Genomic DNA, 20426 nt, shown 5'->3' with positions numbered 1-20426 from the left:
CAGGTTATGCGCGCGCCACCCCCCTCGCAAACCCCTTTTCGGTCAGGCGAAGACCCGGCCCAGTGCCCCGTCGATGGCCTCGGTGATGGTGTCGATGTCATCCGGTGTGGCGATCAGCGCGGGCGCAAGGCAGAGCGTATTGTTCAGCCCCGGAAGGGCCCGCGCGGTGGACCCTATGATGACGCCCTGCGCCATGCAGTCGGCCACAACGGCCTTGACCTGCGCCTCTGGCACCGGCTCCTTGCTGGTGCGGTCGGCCACCAGCTCGGCACCGCAGAAGAGACCCAAACCCCGGACGTCGCCAATGACCCTGTGTCGCTCTGCCAGTGCGCGGAGGTTGTCCATCAGACGGGCGCCCATGGCAGTGGTGTTCTCCAGCAGGCCCTCTTCCTCGATGATCGCCATGTTCTCCAGCGCCGCCGCCGGACCGCCGGTGCAGCCGCCGAAGGTGGAGATATCGCGGAAGAAGCTCATCGGGTCGGCGGCATCATCCTTGAAGCGGTCGAAGACCTCTTCGGTGGTGACGAGGCAGGCGATGGCCGCATAGCCCGAGGCGACGCCCTTGGCCATGGTCACCATGTCGGGCTTGATGCCGTAGTGCTGGTAGCCGAACCAAGTGCCGGTGCGCCCGACGCCGCAGACTACCTCGTCGATATGCAGCAGGATATCGTAGCGGTCGCAGATCTCGCGCACCCGCTGCCAATAGCCCTCGGGCGGGGTGATGACGCCGCCGCCTGCCGTGACCGGCTCGAGGCAGAGCGCGCCGATGGTTTCGGGGCCTTCGCGCAGGATCACCTCTTCGATGGCGTCGGCAGCGCGCTCGCCATAGTTCTCGACATCCCACTGGGCGCGATACTCGAGGCAATGGGGCACCTGCACGAAGCCGGGCGTGAAGGGACCGTAGCCTGCGTTGCGCTCGGGCTGGCCGCCTGCGGAGATCGTGGTGATGGTGGCGCCGTGATAATCGCGCTCGCGGAACAGGATCTTGTGCTTCTTGCCGCCGAAGTGCTTGTGGGCGATCTGGCGGACCATCTTGAAGGCCTTCTCGTTCGCCTCGGACCCGGAGTTGACGTAGTAGACCCGGCTCATGCCCGGCATCTTCTCGACCAGCCGTTCAGCGAAGCGCGCGCCCGGGATCGACCCTGCGCTGCCCGCGAAATAGTTCATCTTGGTGATCTGTTCGGCGATGGCCTGCGCGATGCTGGCGCGGCCGTATCCCACGTTTACCGTCCAGACGCCGCCGGAGACGGCATCGAGATGCTCGCGGCCGCGGGTATCCCACACGCGCATCCCCTTGCCTTCGACCATGACGGTGGGATCCACAGATTCATGCGCCTTGTGCTGGGTCATGTGGTGCCAGACATGGGCACGGTCGGCGCTAACGATATCGCTGAGGTCGTTCGGAGACATGATGCTGTTCATTGCGCGGACCTTTCGGACAGGGGGAGGAATGAGGAGGCACCGATAATCGGGTGCAATCGCTCCCCGAAACCGGCTATTGCCCAAATATTCAACACGTCGGCGGATCCCATAGGGCCAATCCTTTCAATTCAATGAGTCCGATCGATTGGCAGCGTTGAGTAGGACGTTCGGGGCGATGTCTTCTTTGGATCAGTCGCGAGCGTCGGGGCATGGGCCTCAAGAGCCAAAGACGTCTTCACGCGGCAGGAATGCAAAACGACGGAGAGACAATGATGAAAACCTTTGCCAAACTGATGACTGGATCGGCGCTGGTGCTGGCCGCACAGGCTGCCAACGCTCAGGAGCTCACGGTGGGCTACTTCCTCGAATGGCCCATGCCGTTCCTGGCCGCCAAGGCCGACGGTGCCTATGACGAGGCGCTCGGGACAACCGTTAACTGGGTGTCCTTCGAGACCGGCACGGCGATGTCGGCGGCGATGGCCTCGGGCGACGTGCAGATCTCGATCAGCCAAGGCGTGCCCCCCTTCGTCGTTGCCGCCTCTGCCGGGCAGCCGCTGCAGGTGGTCGACGTGGCCGTCAGCTACTCCGAGAACGACAACTGCGTGGTCGCGAGCGCACTGGAGATCGACAAGGACAGCGCCGATGAGCTGGCCGGCAAGAAGGTTGCCGTGCCGCTGGGCACTGCGGCGCACTACGGCTTCCTGCGCCAGATGGACCATTTCGGCGTCGATGTCGGCTCGCTGACCGTGGTGGACATGGCCCCCGCTGACGGTGCCGCCGCATTGGCCCAGGGTGCTGTCGACTTTGCCTGCGGCTACGGCGGCGGGCTGGCACGCATGAAGGAGCATGGCAATGTGCTCCTCACCGGTGCCGAGAAGGAAGAGCTGGGCATTCTCGTCTTCGATGTGACCTCCGCACCTGCGGACTTCGTCATCGAGAATTCCGAGATGGTATCGGACTTCCTGGCTGTCACCGCGCAATACAACGCCGAATGGAGCGCCAACAAGGCCCCCGAGATGCTGAGCAAGATCGCCGTCGAGGCGGGCATGTCGCCCGAGGCGGCCGAGGCTTCCATCTCCACTTTCACCTTTCCCTCGGTGGAAGACCAGCTTTCGGAGAAGTGGCTGGGCGGGAACGCGGCCACCTTCATGAAGGGCGTGGCAGATGTGTTCGTGGAAGCGGGAAGCATCGATGCTGCGCTGGACAGCTACGAGGACGCGGTGAACACCGGCCCGCTCTCGGCTGTCGCCGGCCAGTAAAGCCCAGCCGCTGGCGGGCCGCGCGGCCCGCCAGCACCCGCATTTCCACGAAGGGAACCCGCTCTCATGCCATTTCTCAGCATCGACAATCTGTCCATGCGTTTTGACCTGCCGAGGGGCGGGCACGTTCAGGCGTTGCAGGACGTGTCGCTCGATATCCAGAAGGGGGAGCTGATTTCGGTCCTCGGCCCATCAGGCTGCGGCAAGTCTACCTTGCTGAATATCCTCGCAGGATTTCTGTCGCAGACCGATGGCGAGGTGACGCTGAACGGGCGGCCCGTGACAGGGCCCGGTTCAGAGCGCGGCATGGTGTTTCAGAAAGGCGCGTTGTTCGAATGGATGAACGTGCGCCACAACGTTGAATTTGGCCCCCGGATGAAGGGGATGCCGGAGAACGACCGCAACACAATCGTCGAGAGCCTTCTGGATACGGTCGGCCTGCGCGCCTTCAAGAACAAGGCGGTTTACGAGCTTTCGGGTGGCATGCAGCAGCGCGTGGCCTTGGCCCGCTGCCTTGCCAACGACCCGGACGTGATCCTGATGGACGAGCCTTTGGGGGCGCTCGATGCGCTGACCCGTGAGAAGATGCAGGGGCTGGTGCTGAAGCTCTGGAAGGAGACCGGCAAGACCATCATTCTCATCACCCACTCGGTCGATGAGGCGCTGCTGCTGGGCGAGCGCTTGCTGGTGATGGCACCGCGCCCCGGGCGCATTCACCGCGAATACCGTCTGCCCTTTGCCGACAAGGCCGTGGGCGGCGATCTGCGCAGCGTCAAGGAAGACCCGCAGTTTGGCGAAATGAAGAACGAGATCCTGGGGATGATCTGGGAAATGGAAGAGGAAATCATGGGCGGGGCGGAAAACTGACATGACCGGGCTTTTGATACTTCTTGTCTATGTCGCGCTGTTCTTCGGCGCAGCCTTTGCCATCACGCTGGTGCGCCGCCGGGTGAGGCGGATGCGCGATTTCACCTCGCTCAAGACAGTGACCTTCGGGGATGAAAGCGCGGTGTTGCCGGATCGGGTCGCCTCGGTGCTGTCGCTGGTGGTGGTGTTTCTTGTCTGGGGTGCCTTCACCGGCTCGAAGCTGGTGCCACTGCATGTGCCGGGGCCCTACACCGGGACCACCTCGTTTGAATATACCGCCGAAGCGCCGGACGGCAGCACGGGGGAAGGCACCGTGACCGTGACGGTGCATGACGCGGATGCCTCGGCGGAAGACCCGGCGCCGGGGCCTGCCACGGGCTTTGTCACCAGTGACAGCGCCACGGTTGCGGCCTGGCGGTCGGTGTTGATCAGCGCGCAGCGCAATGATGGCGAGGACGCGCGGATCACCTCCGTGGCGGGCCAGGCCATCGCGCCGGGAGAGACGGTTTCAGTCCCTCATGGCAAGGTGGCGATGACGGCGAAGGGCTCGCTCAATTTCACGCCGGATAAGGGCCTCCAGATGGAGCCGATCTGGATGCCCTCGCCCGAGGCGGTGGTGGGGCAGTTCATCGACATCGCGAAGAACGGCTATCAGAACGTGTCGCTCTGGGAGCATGTGGGCTGGTCGCTCTGGCGCGTGGTCGCAGGCTTCGTGCTGGGCTCGCTGGTTGGCATCCCGCTGGGCTACGCGATGGGCCTTTCGGGCTGGGCGCGCGGCTGGTTTGACCCGATCGTCGAGTTCATGCGGCCGGTGCCGCCGCTGGCGCTGATCCCGCTGGTGATCATCTGGTTCGGCATCGGCGAGCAGGGCAAGATCGTGCTGCTGTTTCTTGCCGCGCTCTGGGTGATGATCATCGCCGCCCGGGCGGGCGTTTCGGGGGTGAACATCACCAAGGTGCACGCCGCCTATTCGCTGGGTGCCTCGAAGTGGCAGGTGCTGCGCCATGTGATCGTGCCCAACTCGCTGCCCGAGATATTCACCGGCGCACGGGTGGCCATGGGCGTATGCTGGGGCACGGTGGTTGCCGCCGAGCTGGTGGCTGCCGAAAAAGGGGCGGGCAAGATGATCGTGGCCGCGTCAAAGTTCCAGGCCACCGACATCGTGATGATGGGGATCGTCATCATCGGGATCATCGGCTTTGCCATCGACATCCTGATGCGCCAGGCCGAGGGCTGGCTGGTGCCGTGGAAGGGCCGCTCCTGACGGCGCCAGCCCAAGGCAGAGCAAAGACAGACGCCACCCTCTGCGGGTGGCGTTTTTCGTTTGCGGCTTGGTCAGACGTGCGATGTCCGGCCGGGGCGCGGGCCGTGCAGAACCGGCGGGGCTGCCCGTGAAACGGATGGTTGGGTGCACCACGGACAAGCCGATGGGTGCGCTGCCCGGTGCTTGGGTGGGGACGGGTTAGATGCCGGGGCCGTTGCCGCGGCCGAAGACGCGATGGGCCTGCGTCCTCTCGCGTGCCGCCTCAGAGCAGCCCTGCGAGTCCTTTGGCGCCGGTGAGGATTGCGGAGAGGAAGAGCACGCCGAGCGCCGCGCTGCGGTAGTGGCCCTCGCCCAGCCGCTCGAAGAGGCGGGTGCCGGCCCATGTGCCGAGGATCATCAGCGGCCATGCGCTGGCGGCGCGCAGGAGCATCTCCCAGCGCAGCACGTCGGAGGCAAGGGCCAGCGACCCAAGCGCCACGCAGGCGGTGAAGGCGAAGAAGAGCAGCAGCGAGGCGCGGCTGACCCGTTTGTCGGCCCCGCGCCCGAGGAAATAGGCCACGGCGGGCGGGCCGGGCATGGCGGCCAGCCCACCCAGCAGCCCGGCCACCGCCCCGGCGGCCACGGCGGGGCCGCGCCCGCCCTTCACGGTGAACCGCGCCAGCAGCGCCACCAGCCCCAGCAGCACCACCACGGCGATGGACAGCCGCAGCACATCGGCCGACAAGCGCAGGGCGAAGAAGGCGCCGATGGGGGTGCAGAGGATGGCCCCGGCGCAGAGCAACCCCAGCGCGCGCTTGTCGACATGGCGGCGGACCTGCAGGAAATCGACGGGGGCGGCGGCGATCTGGAGCATCTGGGCGAGGATCACGGCCTGAAGGGGCGGCACGCTCAGGGAGTAGAGCGGAACAGCAGCAAGGGCGAAACCGAACCCGGTCACGCCCCGCAGAAAACCCGCCGCCAGCGTGGCGGCGGCGAGGATCACGATGTCGGGCATCAGCGCCGCATCAGTCGAAGTTCATAACGATGGTCTTGGACCGGGTGAAATGCTCGACCATGGCCTCCAACGAGGCTTCCTTGCCCTGCCCCGAGCGGCCGAACCCGCCGTAGGAGACGTTGGGCTGGATCGTCAGGTTCTGGTTGACCTGCACGTAGCCCGCATTCAGCCGCGCCGTGCTGTCGAGCGCGGTGGAGAGGCTCGATGTCCAGACCGAGGCCGCCAGCCCGTAATGGGTGGAGTTGGCGAGGTCCATCACCGCATCGTAATCGGACCATGCCTGGACCACGGCGACCGGGCCGAAGATTTCTTCCATCACGCAGGGATGATCGTCCGGCAGGCCGGTGAGGATGGTGGGCTGGGCGAAAAGCTCGGGCGAGAGCGCGGCGTCGCTCGGCAGGGTGCCGTAGCGGTGGACGGAGGCGCCCGGGGTTTCTTCGGCCTTGGCGATATAGCCGTTGATGGTGGCAACCTGCTTGGCGTTGATGATGGTGCCCACATCGGTGGCCTCATCGAGCGGATCGCCGATGACCAGCTTGTCCAGCGCGGCGCCGAGGCGCTCCATGAAGGCGTCGTGCAGGCTCTCGTGCACGTAGATGCGGCTGGCGGCGGTGCAGCTTTGGCCCTGACGGGTGAAGCGCATCCCCGAGATCGCTCCGGCCACGGCCTTGTCGAGGTTGGCATCTTCGCAGACGATCATTGCGGATTTGCCGCCCAGCTCCAGCGAGACGGGGATGATGCGGCCCGCGCCGATCTTGTTGATGGTTTCGCCCACGGCCTCGGAGCCGGTGAAGGTGATCTTGGCCACATCCGGATGGCTGGTCAGCGCGTTGCCGCAATCGGCCCCGGTGCCGTTGACCACGTTCAGCACGCCCGCGGGCAGGTGCTGCATCATCAGTTCGGCAAAGAGGTAAGTGGCAAAGGGGGCCTCTTCGGAGGATTTGACCACCACGGTGTTGCCCGCAACCAGCGCCGGGCCGACCTTGAGCGCGAAGAGCACGAGCGGCACATTCCACGGCACGATGGCCGCGACAACGCCAAGCGGCTCGCGCGTGGTCATGGTGAGCATCCGGGGGTTGTAGGGCACGGTCTGGCCCTTCAGCTCGGAGCCGAGGCCGCCGTAGAACTCGACGATATCGGCGGCCACCGCCACCTCGCCCCGGCATTCGGTGCAGATGGCCTTACCGGTTTCGCGCGCCAGAACCTGCGCGATCAGCTCGGCCTGCGCGGCCACGGCGCGGGCGGCGGCGGCAACGGCCTTGCCACGATCGCGGGCGGGCACCTTGGCCCATTCGACCTGCGCGGCCTTGGCGTTGCTCACGGCGGCGGCGGTTTCATCGGCGTTGCTGGCGGCGGCCTGCCCGATCACCTTGCCAGTGGCGGGGTTCAGCACATCGAGCGCCGCGGCAGAGGGCACGCGGGCGTTGCCGATCAGATTGGTGCGCGCGTAGGCTGCAATGACATCTTCAGGGGTCTGGTGCGGTGTGGTCATGGAAACTTCATCCTCAGGCGCTTGGGGTCTCGCGGCCCCCTTTGGGTATCGCGGGATTGGATCTGTGCTTAGGTCCAATCCATTGTCTTTATGGGTCCGGTTGAACGCTGCTCCTCAGCCCATCCGCTCGGAGGAGAAGCTGCCCGGAGAGGCGGGGAAGACCACCGTTTTGTTGCCGTTGAGGAAGGCGCGGTGGTGGGCATGGGCGTGGATGGCGCGGGCCAGCACGGAGGCCTCCACATCGCGGCCGAGCGAAACGTAATCGGAGGCGCTTTGTGCGTGGGTAATGCGCACGATGTCCTGTTCGATGATCGGGCCCTCGTCGAGGTCGGCGGTGACGTAGTGCGAGGTGGCACCGATCAGCTTCACGCCGCGCTCATAGGCCTGCTTGTAGGGGTTCGCGCCCTTAAACGACGGCAGGAAGGAGTGGTGGATGTTGATGATCCGGCCCGACATCTTTTGGCACATCTCGTCAGACAGGATCTGCATGTAGCGAGCCAGCACGATGAGTTCGGCGCCGGTATCTTCGACCACCTTCATGATGGCGGCTTCGGCCTGTGGCTTGTTGTCTTTCGTGACCTTGATGCAGTGGAAAGGGATGTCGGCATTCACCACCACCTTCTGATAATCCATGTGGTTGGAGATCACCGCGACCACCTCGACGGGGAGCGCGCCGATCTTTACCCGGTAGAGCAGGTCATTCAGGCAGTGGCCGAAGCGCGAGACCATGATGACGACCTTCATCTTCTCGGCCTCGTCGTGGAAGGCGTAGGTCATCTCCATCTCGCTGGCGATGGCGGCAAAGCCGGTGTTCAGCTTGTCCAGCGCCGCGCCCTCTTCGGGCACGAAGCTGATGCGCATGAAGAACTGGCCCGTCTCCTGATCGTCGAACTGGGCGCTGTCGGTGATGTTGCAGGCGTGGTCGGCGAGGAAGGTGGAGATCGCGGCAACGATCCCGCGCCGGGAGGGGCAGGTCACGGTCAGGCAAAACTTGGTCATGTCGGGTCCTGGAGGTCTAGAGAGATGGGCCTGTCGGGCAAGCCGAGCAGGTGGCAATAGGCGGAGAGCGTGTTGGCCAGAAGGCAGGCGATGGTCATGGGGCCGACGCCGCCGGGCACGGGGGTGATGGCCCCGGCGACCTCGCGGGCGGCGATATCGACATCGCCGGTGATGCGGGTCTTGTCCGGGCCGAGGTCAGGCGCGGGGACGCGGTTGATGCCGACGTCGATGACGGTGGCGCCGGGCTTGAGCCAATCAGCCTTGACCAGCCCGGGCACGCCCGCGGCGGCCACGACGATATCGGCCATGCGGGCCAGTTCGGGGATGTTGGTGGAGGATTTGTGCGCCACCATCACCGTGCAATCGGCGTTTAGCAGCAGCCGCGCCATGGGTTTGCCGACAACGTTGGAATGGCCGATGACCAGCGCGGTCTTGCCGCGAAAGTCGTCATGCAGGGTGCGCAGCATCATCATGCAGCCCAGCGGCGTGCAGGGGACGATGGCATCTTGCCCGGTGCCGACCATGCCGACGTTAGAGATGTGGAAGCCGTCCACGTCCTTTTGCGGCGAGATCGCGTTGATCACCTCGCGGGCATCGAGGTGGTCCGGCAGCGGCAGTTGCACGAGGATGCCGTGCACGAGGTTGTCTTCGTTGAGTTGGTGGATCAGCGCCAGAAGGGTTTCGGCGCTGGTGTCGGCGGGCAGGCGGTGCTCGAAGGAGGCCATGCCCGCCTCGACCGCCTGCTTGCCTTTGGAGCGGACGTAGATCTCGGAAGCCGGATCGTGGCCCACCAGCACCACGGCCAGACCGGGGGTTTGCCCGGTCTCGGCCACCAGTTCGCGGACGCGCAGCCCGACGCGGGCACGGACCGCCTGTGCGTAGGCCTTGCCGTCTATCAGCTGCGCGCCCATGGCTCAGAGCGCCTCTGTCAGTGCGGGTACGGCATCGAAGAGGTCGGCGACCAGACCGTAATCTGCCACCTGGAAGATCGGGGCGTCTTCGTCCTTGTTGATCGCCACGATGATCTTGCTGTCCTTCATGCCCGCGAGGTGCTGGATCGCGCCGGAGATGCCAACCGCGATATATAGGTCAGGCGCCACCACCTTGCCGGTCTGGCCGACCTGCAGATCGTTGGAGGCAAAGCCGGAGTCCACCGCTGCGCGCGAGGCGCCAACGGCCGCGTTCAACTTGTCGGCGAGGGTGGAGACGAGGGCGAAGTTCTCTTCGGACCCGATACCGCGCCCACCAGAGACGACCACCTTGGCCGAGGTCAGCTCTGGCCGGTCGGACGAAACGACCTTGTCTTCCACATGCACGCTCAGGTCCGACACAGCCGACAGCGCAACGGCCTCGACCGGGGCCGCCGCGCCGGTGCCGGCGGCATCGAAGCCGGTGGTGCGGATCGACAGCACCTTGACCGGATCGAGCGATTGCACCGTCTGGATCGCGTTGCCCGCGTAGATCGGACGCTTGAAGGTGTCGGGCGAGACCACCTCGGTCACGTCGGTCATCACCATGGCGTCAAGCAGCGCAGCCACGCGCGGCAGCACGTTGCGCCCGGAGTTTCCCGCCGGGGCGACGATATGGGTGACGCCCTGCGCCTGATCGAGGATCAGCTGCGCCACGTTCTCGGCCAGCCCGTTGGCGACGGCGGCATCTTCGCAGACCAACACCTTGGCCACGCCCTCAAGGCTTGCGGCCTCTTCGCCCGCTGCCGTGGGACCACAGACCAGCGCGGTCACGTCGCCCAGCTGCGCCGCCGCAGTGACGGCCTTGGCGGTTGCATCCAGCGCCAGCGCGCCGCCGGCCATTTCTGCCAGTAGAAGTACAGCCATCAGACCAGCCCCTCTTCCTTGAGTTTGCCTACCAGTTCTTCGACCGAGCCGACGGTGATGCCCGCCGCGCGGCCTGCCGGTTCTTCGGTTGCCAGCACCTTGAGGCGCGGCGCGAGATCGACGCCGTAATCGGCGGCGGTCTTCTCTTCGAGCGGCTTTTTCTTGGCCTTCATGATGTTGGGGAGCGAGGCATAGCGCGGCTCGTTCAGGCGCAGGTCGGTGGTGATGACCGCCGGAAGCTTGACAGAGATGGTCTGCAAGCCGCCGTCGACTTCGCGCGTGACGGAGGCCTTGCCACCCTCTACCTCGACCTCGGAGGCAAAGGTCGCCTGACCCCAGCCCAAGAGCGCGGCCAGCATCTGGCCGGTGGCGTTCATGTCATTATCAATCGCCTGCTTGCCGGCGATGACCAACTCGGGGGCCTCATCGGCCACGACCTTGGCGAGGATCTTGGCGACGGTCAGCGGCTCGATATCGTCGCCAGTGTCGGCCTCGACCAGAATGGCGCGGTCGGCACCCATGGCGAGCGCGGTGCGCAGCGTTTCCTGCGCCTTCTTCTCACCGATGGAGACCACGACCACCTCGGTGGCGGTGCCGGCTTCCTTCAGGCGGATTGCCTGCTCGACCGAAATTTCGTCGAAGGGGTTCATCGACATCTTGACGTTGGCTAGATCGACGCCGCTGCCGTCCGGTTTGACGCGGACCTTCACGTTGTAGTCGATCACGCGCTTGACGGGGACGAGGATTTTCATCTGTTGCGTGCTCCTGTTGGTTGCTGGTGGGCGTGACGGTCAGACCTTCACGCGGTCCGATTTCGGGTCATAGAAGGGTTTGAGCGAGGCCTCGGCCCGGACGCGGCGACCGGCGACTTCGATCTCGTAGGTGGAGCCGAGCACATCCTGCACCGACTGACCTGCGCAGGGGACGTACCCCATGCCCATCGCCGCGCCGAGGTGGTGGCCGTAAGCGCCGGACGCGAGGTAGCCGACGATGGCGCCGTCGCGCACGATGGGTTCGGCGTGATAGAGCATTGGCTCCGGGTCGGTCAGCTTGAACTGGACGAGGCGGTTTTGCAGGCCCTCGTCACGCTTGCGCTGCACGGCGTCGCGGCCGATGAAATCCACATCGGTTTTCTTGATCGCAAAGCCGAGGCCTGCCTCCAGGATGTGATCCTCGGACGAGATATCATGCCCGAAGTGGCGAAAGCCCTTTTCGATGCGGCAACTGTCCATCATGTGCAGCCCGCACAGCTTGGCATCCATGTCGCGGCCCGCTTCGCGCAGCACCTCGAAGACATAAGCGGCCATGTCGGTGCTGACATACAGCTCCCAGCCCAGCTCGCCCACATAGGTGACGCGGTGCGCGCGGGCGAGGCCCATGCCGATCTCGATCTCCTGCGCAGTGCCGAAGGGGTTTGTCTCGTTGGAGAAGTCGTTGGGCGACACCCGCGCCAGCAGGTCGCGCGATTTGGGCCCCATGACGCAGATCACGGCTTCGGACGCGGTGGCATCGAACAGGGTTACGCGGAAATCGCCCATGTGGCGGCGCATCCATTCCTGATCGGCCAGCCGCGTAGCGGCGGGGGTGACGACGAGGTAGGCGGTTTCCGACAGGCGGGTGATGGTCACATCCGCCTCGATCCCGCCGGAGGCATTGAGCAGCTGGCTGTAGACGATCTTGCCGACCGGGACCGAGAGGTTGGAGGCGGAGACGTGGTTGAGGAACGCCTCGGCATCCGGGCCCTCGACTCGGATCTTGCCGAAGGAGGACATATCGTAAATGCCGACGTTCTCGCGGATGGCCTTGTGCTCGCGCGCGGCGTTGTCGAACCAGTTCTGGCGCTTCCAGTTGTATTGGTATTCGGGTGTTTGCCCTTCGTCCGCGAACCAGTTGGCGCGCTCCCAGCCCGAGAATTCGCCCATGACCGCGCCCTCGCGCAGCAATGCCTCGTGCAGCGGCGAGCGGCGGATGCCGCGGGCGGTGGCCTTCTGGCGGTAGGGGAAGTGGTCGGCGTAGAGCAGGCCCAGCGTTTCCTTGGACCGTTCGAAGAGGTAGGTCTTGTTGCCTTGGAAGGGCTGCATCCGCGCGATGTCCACATCGCCCAGATCGAAGGGTTTTTCGCCCGTGTCCATCCACGCGGCGAGCGCAGAGCCCGCGCCGCCTGCCGACTGGATGCCGATGGAGTTGAACCCGGCGGCGACCCAGACGTTGTCCATCCCCGGCGCAAGGCCAAGGTGATAGGCGTCATCGGGGGTGAAGCTTTCCGGCCCGTTGAAGAAGGTGTGGATGCCCGCCTCGGCCAGCATGGGCAGACGGTTGACCGCCTGTTCGAGGATCGGCTCGAAGTGGTCGAAATCTTCAGGGAGTTGGTCGAACTCGAAGTCTTCGGAGATGCCGTTCATGCCCCAGGGCTTGGCCACGGGCTCGAAGGCGCCCAGCAGCAGTTTGCCCGCGTCTTCCTTGTAATAGGCGCATTCCTCGGGGACGCGCAGGGTGGGCAGCTGGGTGAGGCCGGGGATGGTGTCGGTGACGATGTAGAAGTGCTCGCAGGCGTGGAGGGGCACGTTGACGCCCATCTGGCGGCCAACCTCGTGGCCCCACATGCCAGCGCAGTTGACGACCATCTCGCATTCGATGGTGCCGCTCTCGCCGCTCTCGGCCTGCCAGGACACGCTGTTGATGCGGCGCCCATCGCGGCCGAAGCCCGTGACCTTGGTGCGCTCGATCACCTGCGCGCCGCGCATCTTGGCGCCTTTGGCCAGCGCCAGTGCGATGTTCGCCGGATCACCTTGGCCATCCTTGTCGAGGTAGACGGCGGCCTTCACGTCATCGACGTTGACATGGGGGTAGCGGGTTTTCAGCTCGGACGGGCTGATCTCTTCGACCTCGACGCCGAAGGCGCGGGCCATCGACGCCTGCCGCAGGATCTCTTCGCGGCGCTCGTCCGACAGGGCCACGGTGATGGAGCCGTTGCGGCGGAAGCCGGTTGCAACGCCGGTTTCCTCTTCGAGCTGGCCGTAGAGCTCTTGGCTATATTTCGCCAGCTTGGTCATGTTCTTGGTGGCGCGCAGTTGGGCGATGAGGCCTGCCGCGTGCCATGTGGTGCCGGAGGTGAGCTGCTTGCGTTCGAGCAGCACCACGTCTTTCCAGCCGAGTTGTGTGAGGTGATAGGCCACGGAGCAGCCGATCACACCGCCGCCGACGATCACGACGCGGGCGCGTTCAGGGGGGAGAGCCATTGTTAGCGTCCTTTCAGATCGGGGGTCAGGCGCGGATGCGGGCGTTGTCCGCATCCCACAGGCAGGGGCATTCGTTGACCGTGGCGCTCAGCCGCTGGCCATAGACGACCACCTCGACGGTGGCGCCTGCCGGAACGGAGGCATCGAGCATGGCCAGCGCGATGGCCGCATCGACCCGGTGGCCATAGGCCGAGGAGAGCACCACGCCAGCCAGCGTGTCGCCCTGCATGACGCTGGCCATGTAGGGCGCGTCCTGCTGCCCGGTCTCGACCGTCAGCGAGACCAGCCGTTTCGCGGGCGGCTGCGTGGCCTCGGCCAACGCGGCCTTGCCGGGGAAGTCCTGCGGCTTGTCCAGTTTGACGAAGCGGCCGAGGCCGGTCTCGTAGAGGCCGTAGTCGGCGGACAGATCGCCCTTCCACGTCAGGTAGCCCTTTTCGATGCGCATGGAGTTCAGCGCATACATCCCGAAGGGCGCGGCGCCCGCGTCGCGGATCGCGGCATAGACGGCGGCGGCATCCTCGGGGGCGCAATGCACCTCCCAGCCCAGCTCGCCGGCGAAGGAGACGCGGGCCAGCATCGCGGGCTTGCCGGCCACGTTTGCCTGCTGGTGGGTCAGCCAGCCGAGGGTCAGATCGGCATCGGAAAGCCCGGCGAGCACCTCGCGCGATTTTGGCCCGGTGACCAGCATGGCCACCACGTCGCGGGTCTTGTCGGTGATCGTCACCGTCTCGGGCATGGCGGCGCGCAGGATCTCGCCATCGTGCCAAAGCGCCACGGCGGCGGTCATCAAGGTGAAATCATCCTCGCCGTGGCGGATGCAGGACATCTCTGTCAGCACATGGCCCCGGTCGTCGGCGATGTAGATCAGGTTCATCCGGCCCACCTTGGGCAGGGCACCGGTTACGAGGCCGCGCAGCGCTTCGGCGGCGCCGTCCCCCTTGAGGCCGAAGCGCGAGAAGCCGGCGAGGTCGATCACCCCCGCGCCATCGCGCACGGCCTCCACCTCTTCGCGGACGCGAGCGTGCCACGGGCCGTTCCGATCCCATGTGTGGGTTGCCTCTTCGGAGGTGTCGTCGCCCGCCTTGGCGAACCAGTTGGCGCGCTCCCAGCCGTTGTAGGCGCCCATCTGCGCGCCATCGGCCAGCAGGCGCTCATGGTTGGGTGACAGCTTCTTGTCGCGCCCGGCGGGCCATTCGTGATGCGGAAAGTGCATCGCGTATTCGTGGCCGTAAGTCTCGATCACCTTGGCGGTGGTGAAGCTGGCATCGGCGTGGTCGGTGTAGCGGCGCGGATCGACCGACCACATATCCCATTCGGTGTAGCCATGCATGATCCATTCGGACAGCACCTTGCCCGCGCCGCCGCCCTGCGCGATGCCGAAGGTGAAGCTGTGCGCCTCGAAGGCATTGGGCACGCCGGGCATGGGGCCGATCATCGGCAGGCCATCGGGCGCGTAGGGGATCGGGCCGTTGATGTTGCGCTGCACACCTTGGGAGCCCAGCAGCGGCACGCGCTCCATTGCATCCATGATGTACCATTCCAGACGGTCAAGATCGTCGGGATACAGCTGGAAGCTGAAATCCTCGGGCATCTCCGCGCCCGATGCCCAGCCGACCTGACAGTTGCGCTCATACGGCCCGAGGTTCAGCGAATAGGTATCCTGGCGCAGATAATACGAGCTGTCGACGTCGCGTAGCATTGGCACCTTGCGGCCGTTCTCCTCGGTCCAGGCCCTGATCTCGGGGATCGCCTCGGTGAGGAAATACTGATGGCTCATGACGGTGAGCGGCACCTCGCGCCCGCCGTGCGGCAGGAACCACTCGCCGACGCGGGCGGCGTAGTAGCCGGCGGCGTTCACCACGTATTCGGCGCGAATGTCGCCCTGTTCGGTGTGCACGACCCATTCGCCATTCTCCCGGCTGACGCCGGTGGCGGGGGTGAAGCGGGCGATGGTGGCGCCAAGCGCGCGGGCACCCTTGGCCAGCGCCTGCGTGACCTGAGAGGGGTCGATATCGCCATCGAGCGGATCCCAGAGCCCGCCTTCGAGATCATGGGTTTCCATGAAGGGCATGTGGGCCTGAAGCTCATCGGGTGTGCACATGTCCATTTGCAGGCCCATTTGGGCGGCCATGTCGGCCACGCGTTCGAACTCCATCATTCGCGTGTGGGTGTGGGCCAGCCGCACCGCGCCGGTGACGTGATAATTGATCGGATAATCGACCTCGGCTGCCAGATCGCGATACATCGCCAGCCCGTAGCGCTGCATGTTCATGATGCCGTAGTCGGCGGCGAAGTTGGGGCAGTTGCCCGCCGCATGCCATGTGGAGCCCGCAGTCAGCTCGTTTTTCTCAAGCAGGACGCAATCCGTCCAACCGGCCTTGGCCAAATGGTACAGAGCGGAGGTGCCGACGACACCGCCGCCGATGATGACCACACGGGCCGTGGAGGGAAGAGCCATGATGAAACCTCAGTAGACAGGGGGGGAGATGACCCAGATCGCGCAGGCGGGGTCGTTGTAGGGATTGGCCCAGCGGTATTCGGAGCCCTTGATGCGGAAGCTGTCGCCCGCCTCGATGGTGAAGCGCTGATCGCCGATGAAGATGTCGAGCCGCCCGGAGACGAGGTAAGCGACCTCGGTGGTGGCGCGCTGCTTGGGTTCGTCGAGCGCGCTGCCGGGCAGGAAGGTGGAGTGGATGACCTCGAATTCGTCGGTCAGGTCTGGCGAGACGAGGGATTCGACGAGGCCTTCGTCGCGCTCACCGATCTCGCGGCGGGCGCTCGCGCGGACAACGTGGCCGCGCTCCTCTTCGGGACCGTCGGTGGCCCCGAAGAACATCGAAAGCGGCACGTCGAAGATCCGGGCCATGGCGCGGAGGTCCTTCATCGACGGTTCAGACAAGCCGCGCTCCACCTGGCTCAGCCAACCTACGGACCGGTCAAGCGCCTCCGCCAACTCCTTGAGCGTCAGGTTCCGTGTCGTGCGCAATGCTCTGATGTCGCCGCCAATCATCTAGACTCCGCCGCTTTCGGGGCCGCCGGCTCACGCGGCGGCTGGCTTGTTGCAAGCCCTTCGTGAAAAATAGACCGGAAATTTCAAGGAAGACAAATGAAATTTTCCGATGTTTTTTCATAGCGCGCGGGGAGCGGCGATAATCGAGTAGTTTTTGGTCGGAATTGCCGCCGAGCGTCCACAAAGGAGGCGATGTATCGACTTACCCGGGGGCGGATCAGAATGGGCGTGCAACGCGAAGGGAGGAATCGTCAGCGGCTGGCTTGGGTGATTGAAACAGTCACTCAACGCGGCGGATGATCTCCGGCTTCTCGGATGCGGGATACCTCATTCGTCGTCTTCCCCATACGCGATCATGCGCATTTGAGCATCCGCAGTTCCAGGGCCTGCTCAGCGACAACTTCCCTCAGATCACGGGCCTCAAGGCGCAGATCCTTGACCTCTGACGAAGTTGCCGCACGCGGCGCGTCGCCCGCCAGAGGCTTCTTTCCAGTCTCGAGGAATTCCTTGGATCAGCTATTGTACAAGCTCTGGGCAATGCCTTCACGACGGCACAGCTCGGCAATGCTGTCCTCGCCCTTCAGGCCATCAAGAACCATCCTGATCTATTGAACGTCCGAAAGAGGACGGCGTTTTTCCAGCTCGACCTGCTCAGTTCCGCCCGTGCCTAAAAGCTCGCCACAAGGTTCACGAAGGCGCCCCGCTCATCGTATTCGATGTCGGTCAGATCGCTGGAGACGGAGCCGAAGTTGTAGCCCAGCCCGAGCTTCACGTTCGGCCCGATATGCCGGTAAACCGCGCCGAGGCCGCCGTATTCGGTGGTGCCGGTCTGCTCGAAGTGCATCGCCCGCACCTCCACCAGCGCATCCCAGTTGTGCACGAAGTGATAGCGCAGGTTGGCCACCGCGAGGGTTGCGTTGTTCTGCTCCCAGTCGCTGTCTTTATCGGCGGCGGTCTCGCTTAAGCGGCCGCCCACCTTCACCCCGAGTGTCCACTCTTTGTTCAAGTCGTAGGAGGCTTCGGCAGAAAGCACATGGGTCCGTTGCAGCGCGCCCGGCTCGTCGTCGTTGTCGAGTTGTTCGCCGTAGGTGTCGAGCAGGTAGCGGTAGCGGAAGAGGATGTTCAGCTTTTCGTTGTCGACCGGGCGCAAGGCATAGCCCAGCTGCAGGTCTACGAGGTCGCCGCTCTCCACAATCACCCCCTCGCCCTCGGTGGTCGAGGCATCGAGGCTGAACACGAGCCTGCGCGCATCGTCGATTTCGTGCCGTGCGTCGGCCACGAAGAGGAGGGTCTCGCTGTCACGCAACGAGCCCGAGATCGAGCCGTCCTCCTTACGAAACTCCAGACGCGCTGAGGCGGTGGTCCGCTCGTTCTGATAGGCTACACCGAGGCTCAGCGCATGGCGCTCGAAGTCGCCGTTCACTTGGTCGCGGATCTGGCCGTATTCGAAGGTGCCCGAGTAGGTCAGGTAGTCGGTGTGCTTGTATTGAGCGCCATAGCTCGAGGTGAGCGCCCGGTGCTTGCCGAACATGTCGTAGGTGTTCTCGCCGAAGGCGGTGAGCCCGTCGCCCAGCTCCCGGGTGCCGCCGAAGACGAACTGCCCGTTGTCGCTGCCATCAAGATCCACCCCTGTCAGCTCGCGGTCCGGGTCCAGCTCGTAGCCGAAGTAGGTGGTCTCGTACTCGCCCTTCTCGTGCCGGAAGAGCAGCCGCCCCCCCCTCCCGAGGTCACCATCCGATAGCTCGCCTTCCAGCGTCCAGTTGCGGCCCAGCTCGAAGGTGCCGCCCACGCCGTAGCGGTCGTTTCGGGAGAGGTCGCCCGAGCGCGAAAGGGTTTTCTGAACGTAGCCATAAACCTCGGTCTCCGGGCCGGTGGCATAGGTCAGGCGCACCGCCGCATCGGTGCGGTTGCCGTCGTCGCTGCTGTCGCGACGGTCAAGATGCTCGAGGCCCACGCCAAGGGTCATGCGCTGGCTCAGCGCATATTCCAGCTCAACCCCGCCCTCCTTGTCATGCTCGCCCGCGTCATTCTCGTAGCTGTCGTAGTAGAACGCCAGATCGAGCCGGTCGCTGGCCTTCATGTCGAGGCTCACGCCCCAAAGCTCTTCGTCGTTGGTAGTGTCGTAATCGAGGGTCGAGAAACCCGCGGTGCGCCGCTCGAAGTAGCCGGCAAAGAACCCCTCGGCGCTGAGCCCCAGATCTTGCAGGTCCACGCGCGTGTCGAGCCGGAAGGCTTCGCCATTGCCGCCTGCGCCGGTGGATGTATCGAAGACGAGGCCGCCATCGGTGGAGAGGTTGGAGCTGAAGCCCGGCCCCTCGCTCATTGCATAGTCGAGCGAAACGAAGGTGTTCTCGCTATGCCGCCAGAGCAGGTCCACCCCGGCTGCGCGTTGGTCACCGTCGTCGGTGTCTTCGCTCATCACCGTCACGCCCAGGCGAACCTTGTCGCTCACCCAGCCTTCCACACGCCCGCCATAGGCAAAGGTGTCCACATCGGTGGAGGTTGGCGAATACTCGTAGTTCACCACGAGGTTCACATCGTTGGAGCCACCCGGATCGGTGATGACCAACCCGTTGCCGCTGCCGTAAGACGAAAGCGGCGCAGCCAGCGTCACAACGCCCTGGATGTAGTTGATCTGGTAGTCCTGACCGGCGATCAATCGGCGCGTTTCCAGCACGCGCCCGGTGGAGGCATCGCGGATCTGGATTGTCACCGTCTCGGTGCCGATCCCGATATCCTGCCGCCGCAAGAAATAGACCGAGCCGCCGGTGCCGCGCAGCACGTCACGCTGGGTGATCCGCTCGGGCTGGGCGGCATACACGTCGACCGTTGCACGCGGTTCGCCGTGGCTGGTGGCCGCCGGGGTCTCGTAATGGCCATAAAAGCCGTAGAGCGTGCGTTCGTTACGCAGGTAGCCACCGTTCACATCGGCCTTGAAGTCGCCCCAGGTCAGGTAGCTGTTGTCGCGCTCGACCCGGAGGTAGAATTTGCCCGAGGTAGGCGTGTCATCCACCAGCGTGCTGTCGTCGCCGTAGGTCGGATAGAGGTCATCCGGGTCCACCCGCAGCAGCACCGATCGCGGGTCTCGCTCGTCGAGGTCGCGGAAGATATCGCCGATATCGCCTTCACCGGTGTCGAGTTGCAGCGTGAGCTCGGTGCCGCTGGCGTAGCGGCTGTTGAGATAGCCCGCAAAGCGCCCGGTGGTGTAGGTTTCGCGCTCTTCGCCGGAGACCTCGTTGAAGCCCCATGTCACATCGCCGGTGGCCACGTAGAACCGTTCGGAGCGGGGCACGGTGATATCGCGGACGATATCCACCTTCTGCCCGCCGCCCTGCACCGCTACCTGCACCGGGTAGCGGCCCGGCGGCAGAATGCGCTGCACCACGAAGCGGCCCGAGGCATCGGGGCGGATGGTCTCCCCCATCGTCACCACCCGCGCACCCGGCGCCACGCTGCTGCCCGAAACGGTCACCGCCCCGCCATAGACCCGAAAGCCCTGCCGCGCGGTGGCGTCGGTGCCCTCCTCCACGCCATCCACCCGCGCCCGGCTGTCGGCCGTGTGGAGCGCCAGCGGGGCGGTTTCGTTGAAGCGGCCTTTGGCGTCATAGACCCGCAGCACCGCATAGGCCTCTTCGCCCGGTACGGTCACGCTGGCCGCGCCGTTCACCGCCACGGCCTGACGGCTCGCCAGCCGGGGCGCGCCGCGCGTTGTGGCATCGTAAACGAGGATCTCGGCGCGTTGCACGAAGGCCGGGTAGTTCAGCGCCGTCTGAAGCTGCACCACAGGCCCCAGCGCATCGCCCACGATCTCGAGGTCGAGCCGGGGCGTGACGGTGAGCCCACCATACTGAATGCGCAGGTCGGCCTCCGCCAGTTGCACGTCAGGGCGCGGCACCGTGCGCTGGATCACCGGATCGCCCGCCACCGTGGCCCCGTCAATGGAGATGGCAAAGCCCGCGCCATCTTGCGCGCGCACCGGCAGCGCCACAATTGCCGTAGCTCCGAGAAGCAGGCTGCGAAGACCGAAGTTTCTGACCATGCCGAA

The 20426-nt window shown here is 65.1% G+C and carries 14 protein-coding genes and 1 pseudogene; 3 read left to right on the top strand and 12 right to left on the bottom strand.

The window, feature by feature from the left end:
* Positions 1-42: 42 nt before the first annotated feature.
* Positions 43-1410 (bottom strand): aminotransferase family protein, encoded by a 1368-nt coding sequence (locus ACXAG6_RS06670; protein WP_475336283.1) that lies wholly within the window; start codon positions 1408-1410, stop codon positions 43-45.
* 281 nt (positions 1411-1691) lie between these two features.
* Here ACXAG6_RS06670 and ACXAG6_RS06665 point away from each other — a divergent pair, with 281 nt between their 5' ends.
* The 3 genes from ACXAG6_RS06665 to ACXAG6_RS06655 all read left to right on the top strand — a co-directional run bounded on the left by ACXAG6_RS06665 (position 1692) and on the right by ACXAG6_RS06655 (position 4812).
* Positions 1692-2681 (top strand): taurine ABC transporter substrate-binding protein, encoded by a 990-nt coding sequence (locus ACXAG6_RS06665; protein WP_475336281.1) that lies wholly within the window; start codon positions 1692-1694, stop codon positions 2679-2681.
* 66 nt (positions 2682-2747) lie between these two features.
* A complete protein-coding gene (locus ACXAG6_RS06660) occupies positions 2748-3548 on the top strand; it encodes a taurine ABC transporter ATP-binding protein (protein ID WP_475336279.1) in 801 nt (266 codons plus the stop codon).
* 1 nt (position 3549) lies between these two features.
* The gene (locus ACXAG6_RS06655) at positions 3550-4812 is read left to right on the top strand and encodes an ABC transporter permease (protein ID WP_475336276.1); all 1263 of its coding nucleotides are present in this window, start codon (positions 3550-3552) and stop codon (positions 4810-4812) included.
* 262 nt (positions 4813-5074) lie between these two features.
* Here ACXAG6_RS06655 and ACXAG6_RS06650 read toward each other — a convergent pair whose 3' ends face one another.
* From ACXAG6_RS06650 to ACXAG6_RS06600, 11 genes and pseudogenes are all read right to left on the bottom strand, one after another.
* On the bottom strand, positions 5075-5806 hold the full coding sequence (locus ACXAG6_RS06650; protein WP_475336274.1) for a sulfite exporter TauE/SafE family protein: 732 nt from the start codon (positions 5804-5806) through the stop codon (positions 5075-5077).
* Between the two features lie 10 nt (positions 5807-5816).
* The gene (locus tag ACXAG6_RS06645; RefSeq protein ID WP_475336271.1) at positions 5817-7298 is read right to left on the bottom strand and encodes an aldehyde dehydrogenase family protein; all 1482 of its coding nucleotides are present in this window, start codon (positions 7296-7298) and stop codon (positions 5817-5819) included.
* A gap of 114 nt (positions 7299-7412) precedes the next feature.
* Positions 7413-8297, bottom strand: coding sequence for a formyltetrahydrofolate deformylase (purU, locus tag ACXAG6_RS06640; RefSeq protein WP_475336269.1), 885 nt, complete (start codon positions 8295-8297; stop codon positions 7413-7415).
* On the bottom strand, positions 8294-9208 hold the full coding sequence (gene folD / locus ACXAG6_RS06635; RefSeq protein ID WP_475336268.1) for a bifunctional methylenetetrahydrofolate dehydrogenase/methenyltetrahydrofolate cyclohydrolase FolD: 915 nt from the start codon (positions 9206-9208) through the stop codon (positions 8294-8296). The genes purU and folD overlap by 4 nt, the downstream gene beginning before the upstream one ends.
* 3 nt (positions 9209-9211) lie before the next feature.
* Positions 9212-10132 carry an electron transfer flavoprotein subunit alpha/FixB family protein gene (locus ACXAG6_RS06630; protein WP_475336266.1) on the bottom strand — a complete coding sequence of 307 codons (921 nt, stop codon included), beginning with the start codon at positions 10130-10132 and terminating at the stop codon, positions 9212-9214.
* Positions 10132-10884 (bottom strand): electron transfer flavoprotein subunit beta/FixA family protein, encoded by a 753-nt coding sequence (locus ACXAG6_RS06625; RefSeq protein WP_475336264.1) that lies wholly within the window; start codon positions 10882-10884, stop codon positions 10132-10134. The genes ACXAG6_RS06630 and ACXAG6_RS06625 overlap by 1 nt, the downstream gene beginning before the upstream one ends.
* Positions 10885-10923: 39 nt before the next feature.
* The gene (locus ACXAG6_RS06620) at positions 10924-13371 is read right to left on the bottom strand and encodes a GcvT family protein (RefSeq protein ID WP_475336262.1); all 2448 of its coding nucleotides are present in this window, start codon (positions 13369-13371) and stop codon (positions 10924-10926) included.
* 25 nt (positions 13372-13396) lie between these two features.
* Positions 13397-15832 carry a GcvT family protein gene (locus ACXAG6_RS06615; RefSeq protein WP_475337932.1) on the bottom strand — a complete coding sequence of 812 codons (2436 nt, stop codon included), beginning with the start codon at positions 15830-15832 and terminating at the stop codon, positions 13397-13399.
* 6 nt (positions 15833-15838) lie between these two features.
* Positions 15839-16381: a helix-turn-helix domain-containing protein gene (locus ACXAG6_RS06610; RefSeq protein WP_475336259.1), complete on the bottom strand. Its 543-nt coding sequence runs from the start codon at positions 16379-16381 to the stop codon at positions 15839-15841.
* Between the two features lie 283 nt (positions 16382-16664).
* Positions 16665-16986 (bottom strand): annotated as a pseudogene (locus tag ACXAG6_RS06605) (IS3 family transposase); the annotation flags it as partial.
* Positions 16987-17048: 62 nt separating this feature from the next.
* Positions 17049-20420 carry a hypothetical protein gene (locus tag ACXAG6_RS06600; protein WP_475336257.1) on the bottom strand — a complete coding sequence of 1124 codons (3372 nt, stop codon included), beginning with the start codon at positions 20418-20420 and terminating at the stop codon, positions 17049-17051.
* Positions 20421-20426 lie beyond the last annotated feature (6 nt).

It is taken from the genome of Vannielia sp. ABF1_015 (assembly GCF_056160745.1).
The sequence above is the reverse complement of the archived record's forward strand: the minus strand, read 5'-3'. Positions and strand labels throughout refer to the sequence as shown.

What these genes read in the sequence shown, in the direction of transcription:
- ACXAG6_RS06670 (WP_475336283.1), bottom strand. Translation starts at nt 1,410, where the DNA reads ATGTCTCCGAACGACCTCAGCGATATCGTTAGCGCCGACCGTGCCCAT.
- ACXAG6_RS06665 (WP_475336281.1), top strand. Translation starts at nt 1,692, where the DNA reads ATGATGAAAACCTTTGCCAAACTGATGACTGGATCGGCGCTGGTGCTG.
- ACXAG6_RS06660 (WP_475336279.1), top strand. Translation starts at nt 2,748, where the DNA reads ATGCCATTTCTCAGCATCGACAATCTGTCCATGCGTTTTGACCTGCCG.
- ACXAG6_RS06655 (WP_475336276.1), top strand. Translation starts at nt 3,550, where the DNA reads ATGACCGGGCTTTTGATACTTCTTGTCTATGTCGCGCTGTTCTTCGGC.
- ACXAG6_RS06650 (WP_475336274.1), bottom strand. Translation starts at nt 5,806, where the DNA reads ATGCCCGACATCGTGATCCTCGCCGCCGCCACGCTGGCGGCGGGTTTT.
- ACXAG6_RS06645 (WP_475336271.1), bottom strand. Translation starts at nt 7,298, where the DNA reads ATGACCACACCGCACCAGACCCCTGAAGATGTCATTGCAGCCTACGCG.
- purU (WP_475336269.1), bottom strand. Translation starts at nt 8,297, where the DNA reads ATGACCAAGTTTTGCCTGACCGTGACCTGCCCCTCCCGGCGCGGGATC.
- folD (WP_475336268.1), bottom strand. Translation starts at nt 9,208, where the DNA reads ATGGGCGCGCAGCTGATAGACGGCAAGGCCTACGCACAGGCGGTCCGT.
- ACXAG6_RS06630 (WP_475336266.1), bottom strand. Translation starts at nt 10,132, where the DNA reads ATGGCTGTACTTCTACTGGCAGAAATGGCCGGCGGCGCGCTGGCGCTG.
- ACXAG6_RS06625 (WP_475336264.1), bottom strand. Translation starts at nt 10,884, where the DNA reads ATGAAAATCCTCGTCCCCGTCAAGCGCGTGATCGACTACAACGTGAAG.
- ACXAG6_RS06620 (WP_475336262.1), bottom strand. Translation starts at nt 13,371, where the DNA reads ATGGCTCTCCCCCCTGAACGCGCCCGCGTCGTGATCGTCGGCGGCGGT.
- ACXAG6_RS06610 (WP_475336259.1), bottom strand. Translation starts at nt 16,381, where the DNA reads ATGATTGGCGGCGACATCAGAGCATTGCGCACGACACGGAACCTGACG.
- ACXAG6_RS06600 (WP_475336257.1), bottom strand. Translation starts at nt 20,420, where the DNA reads ATGGTCAGAAACTTCGGTCTTCGCAGCCTGCTTCTCGGAGCTACGGCA.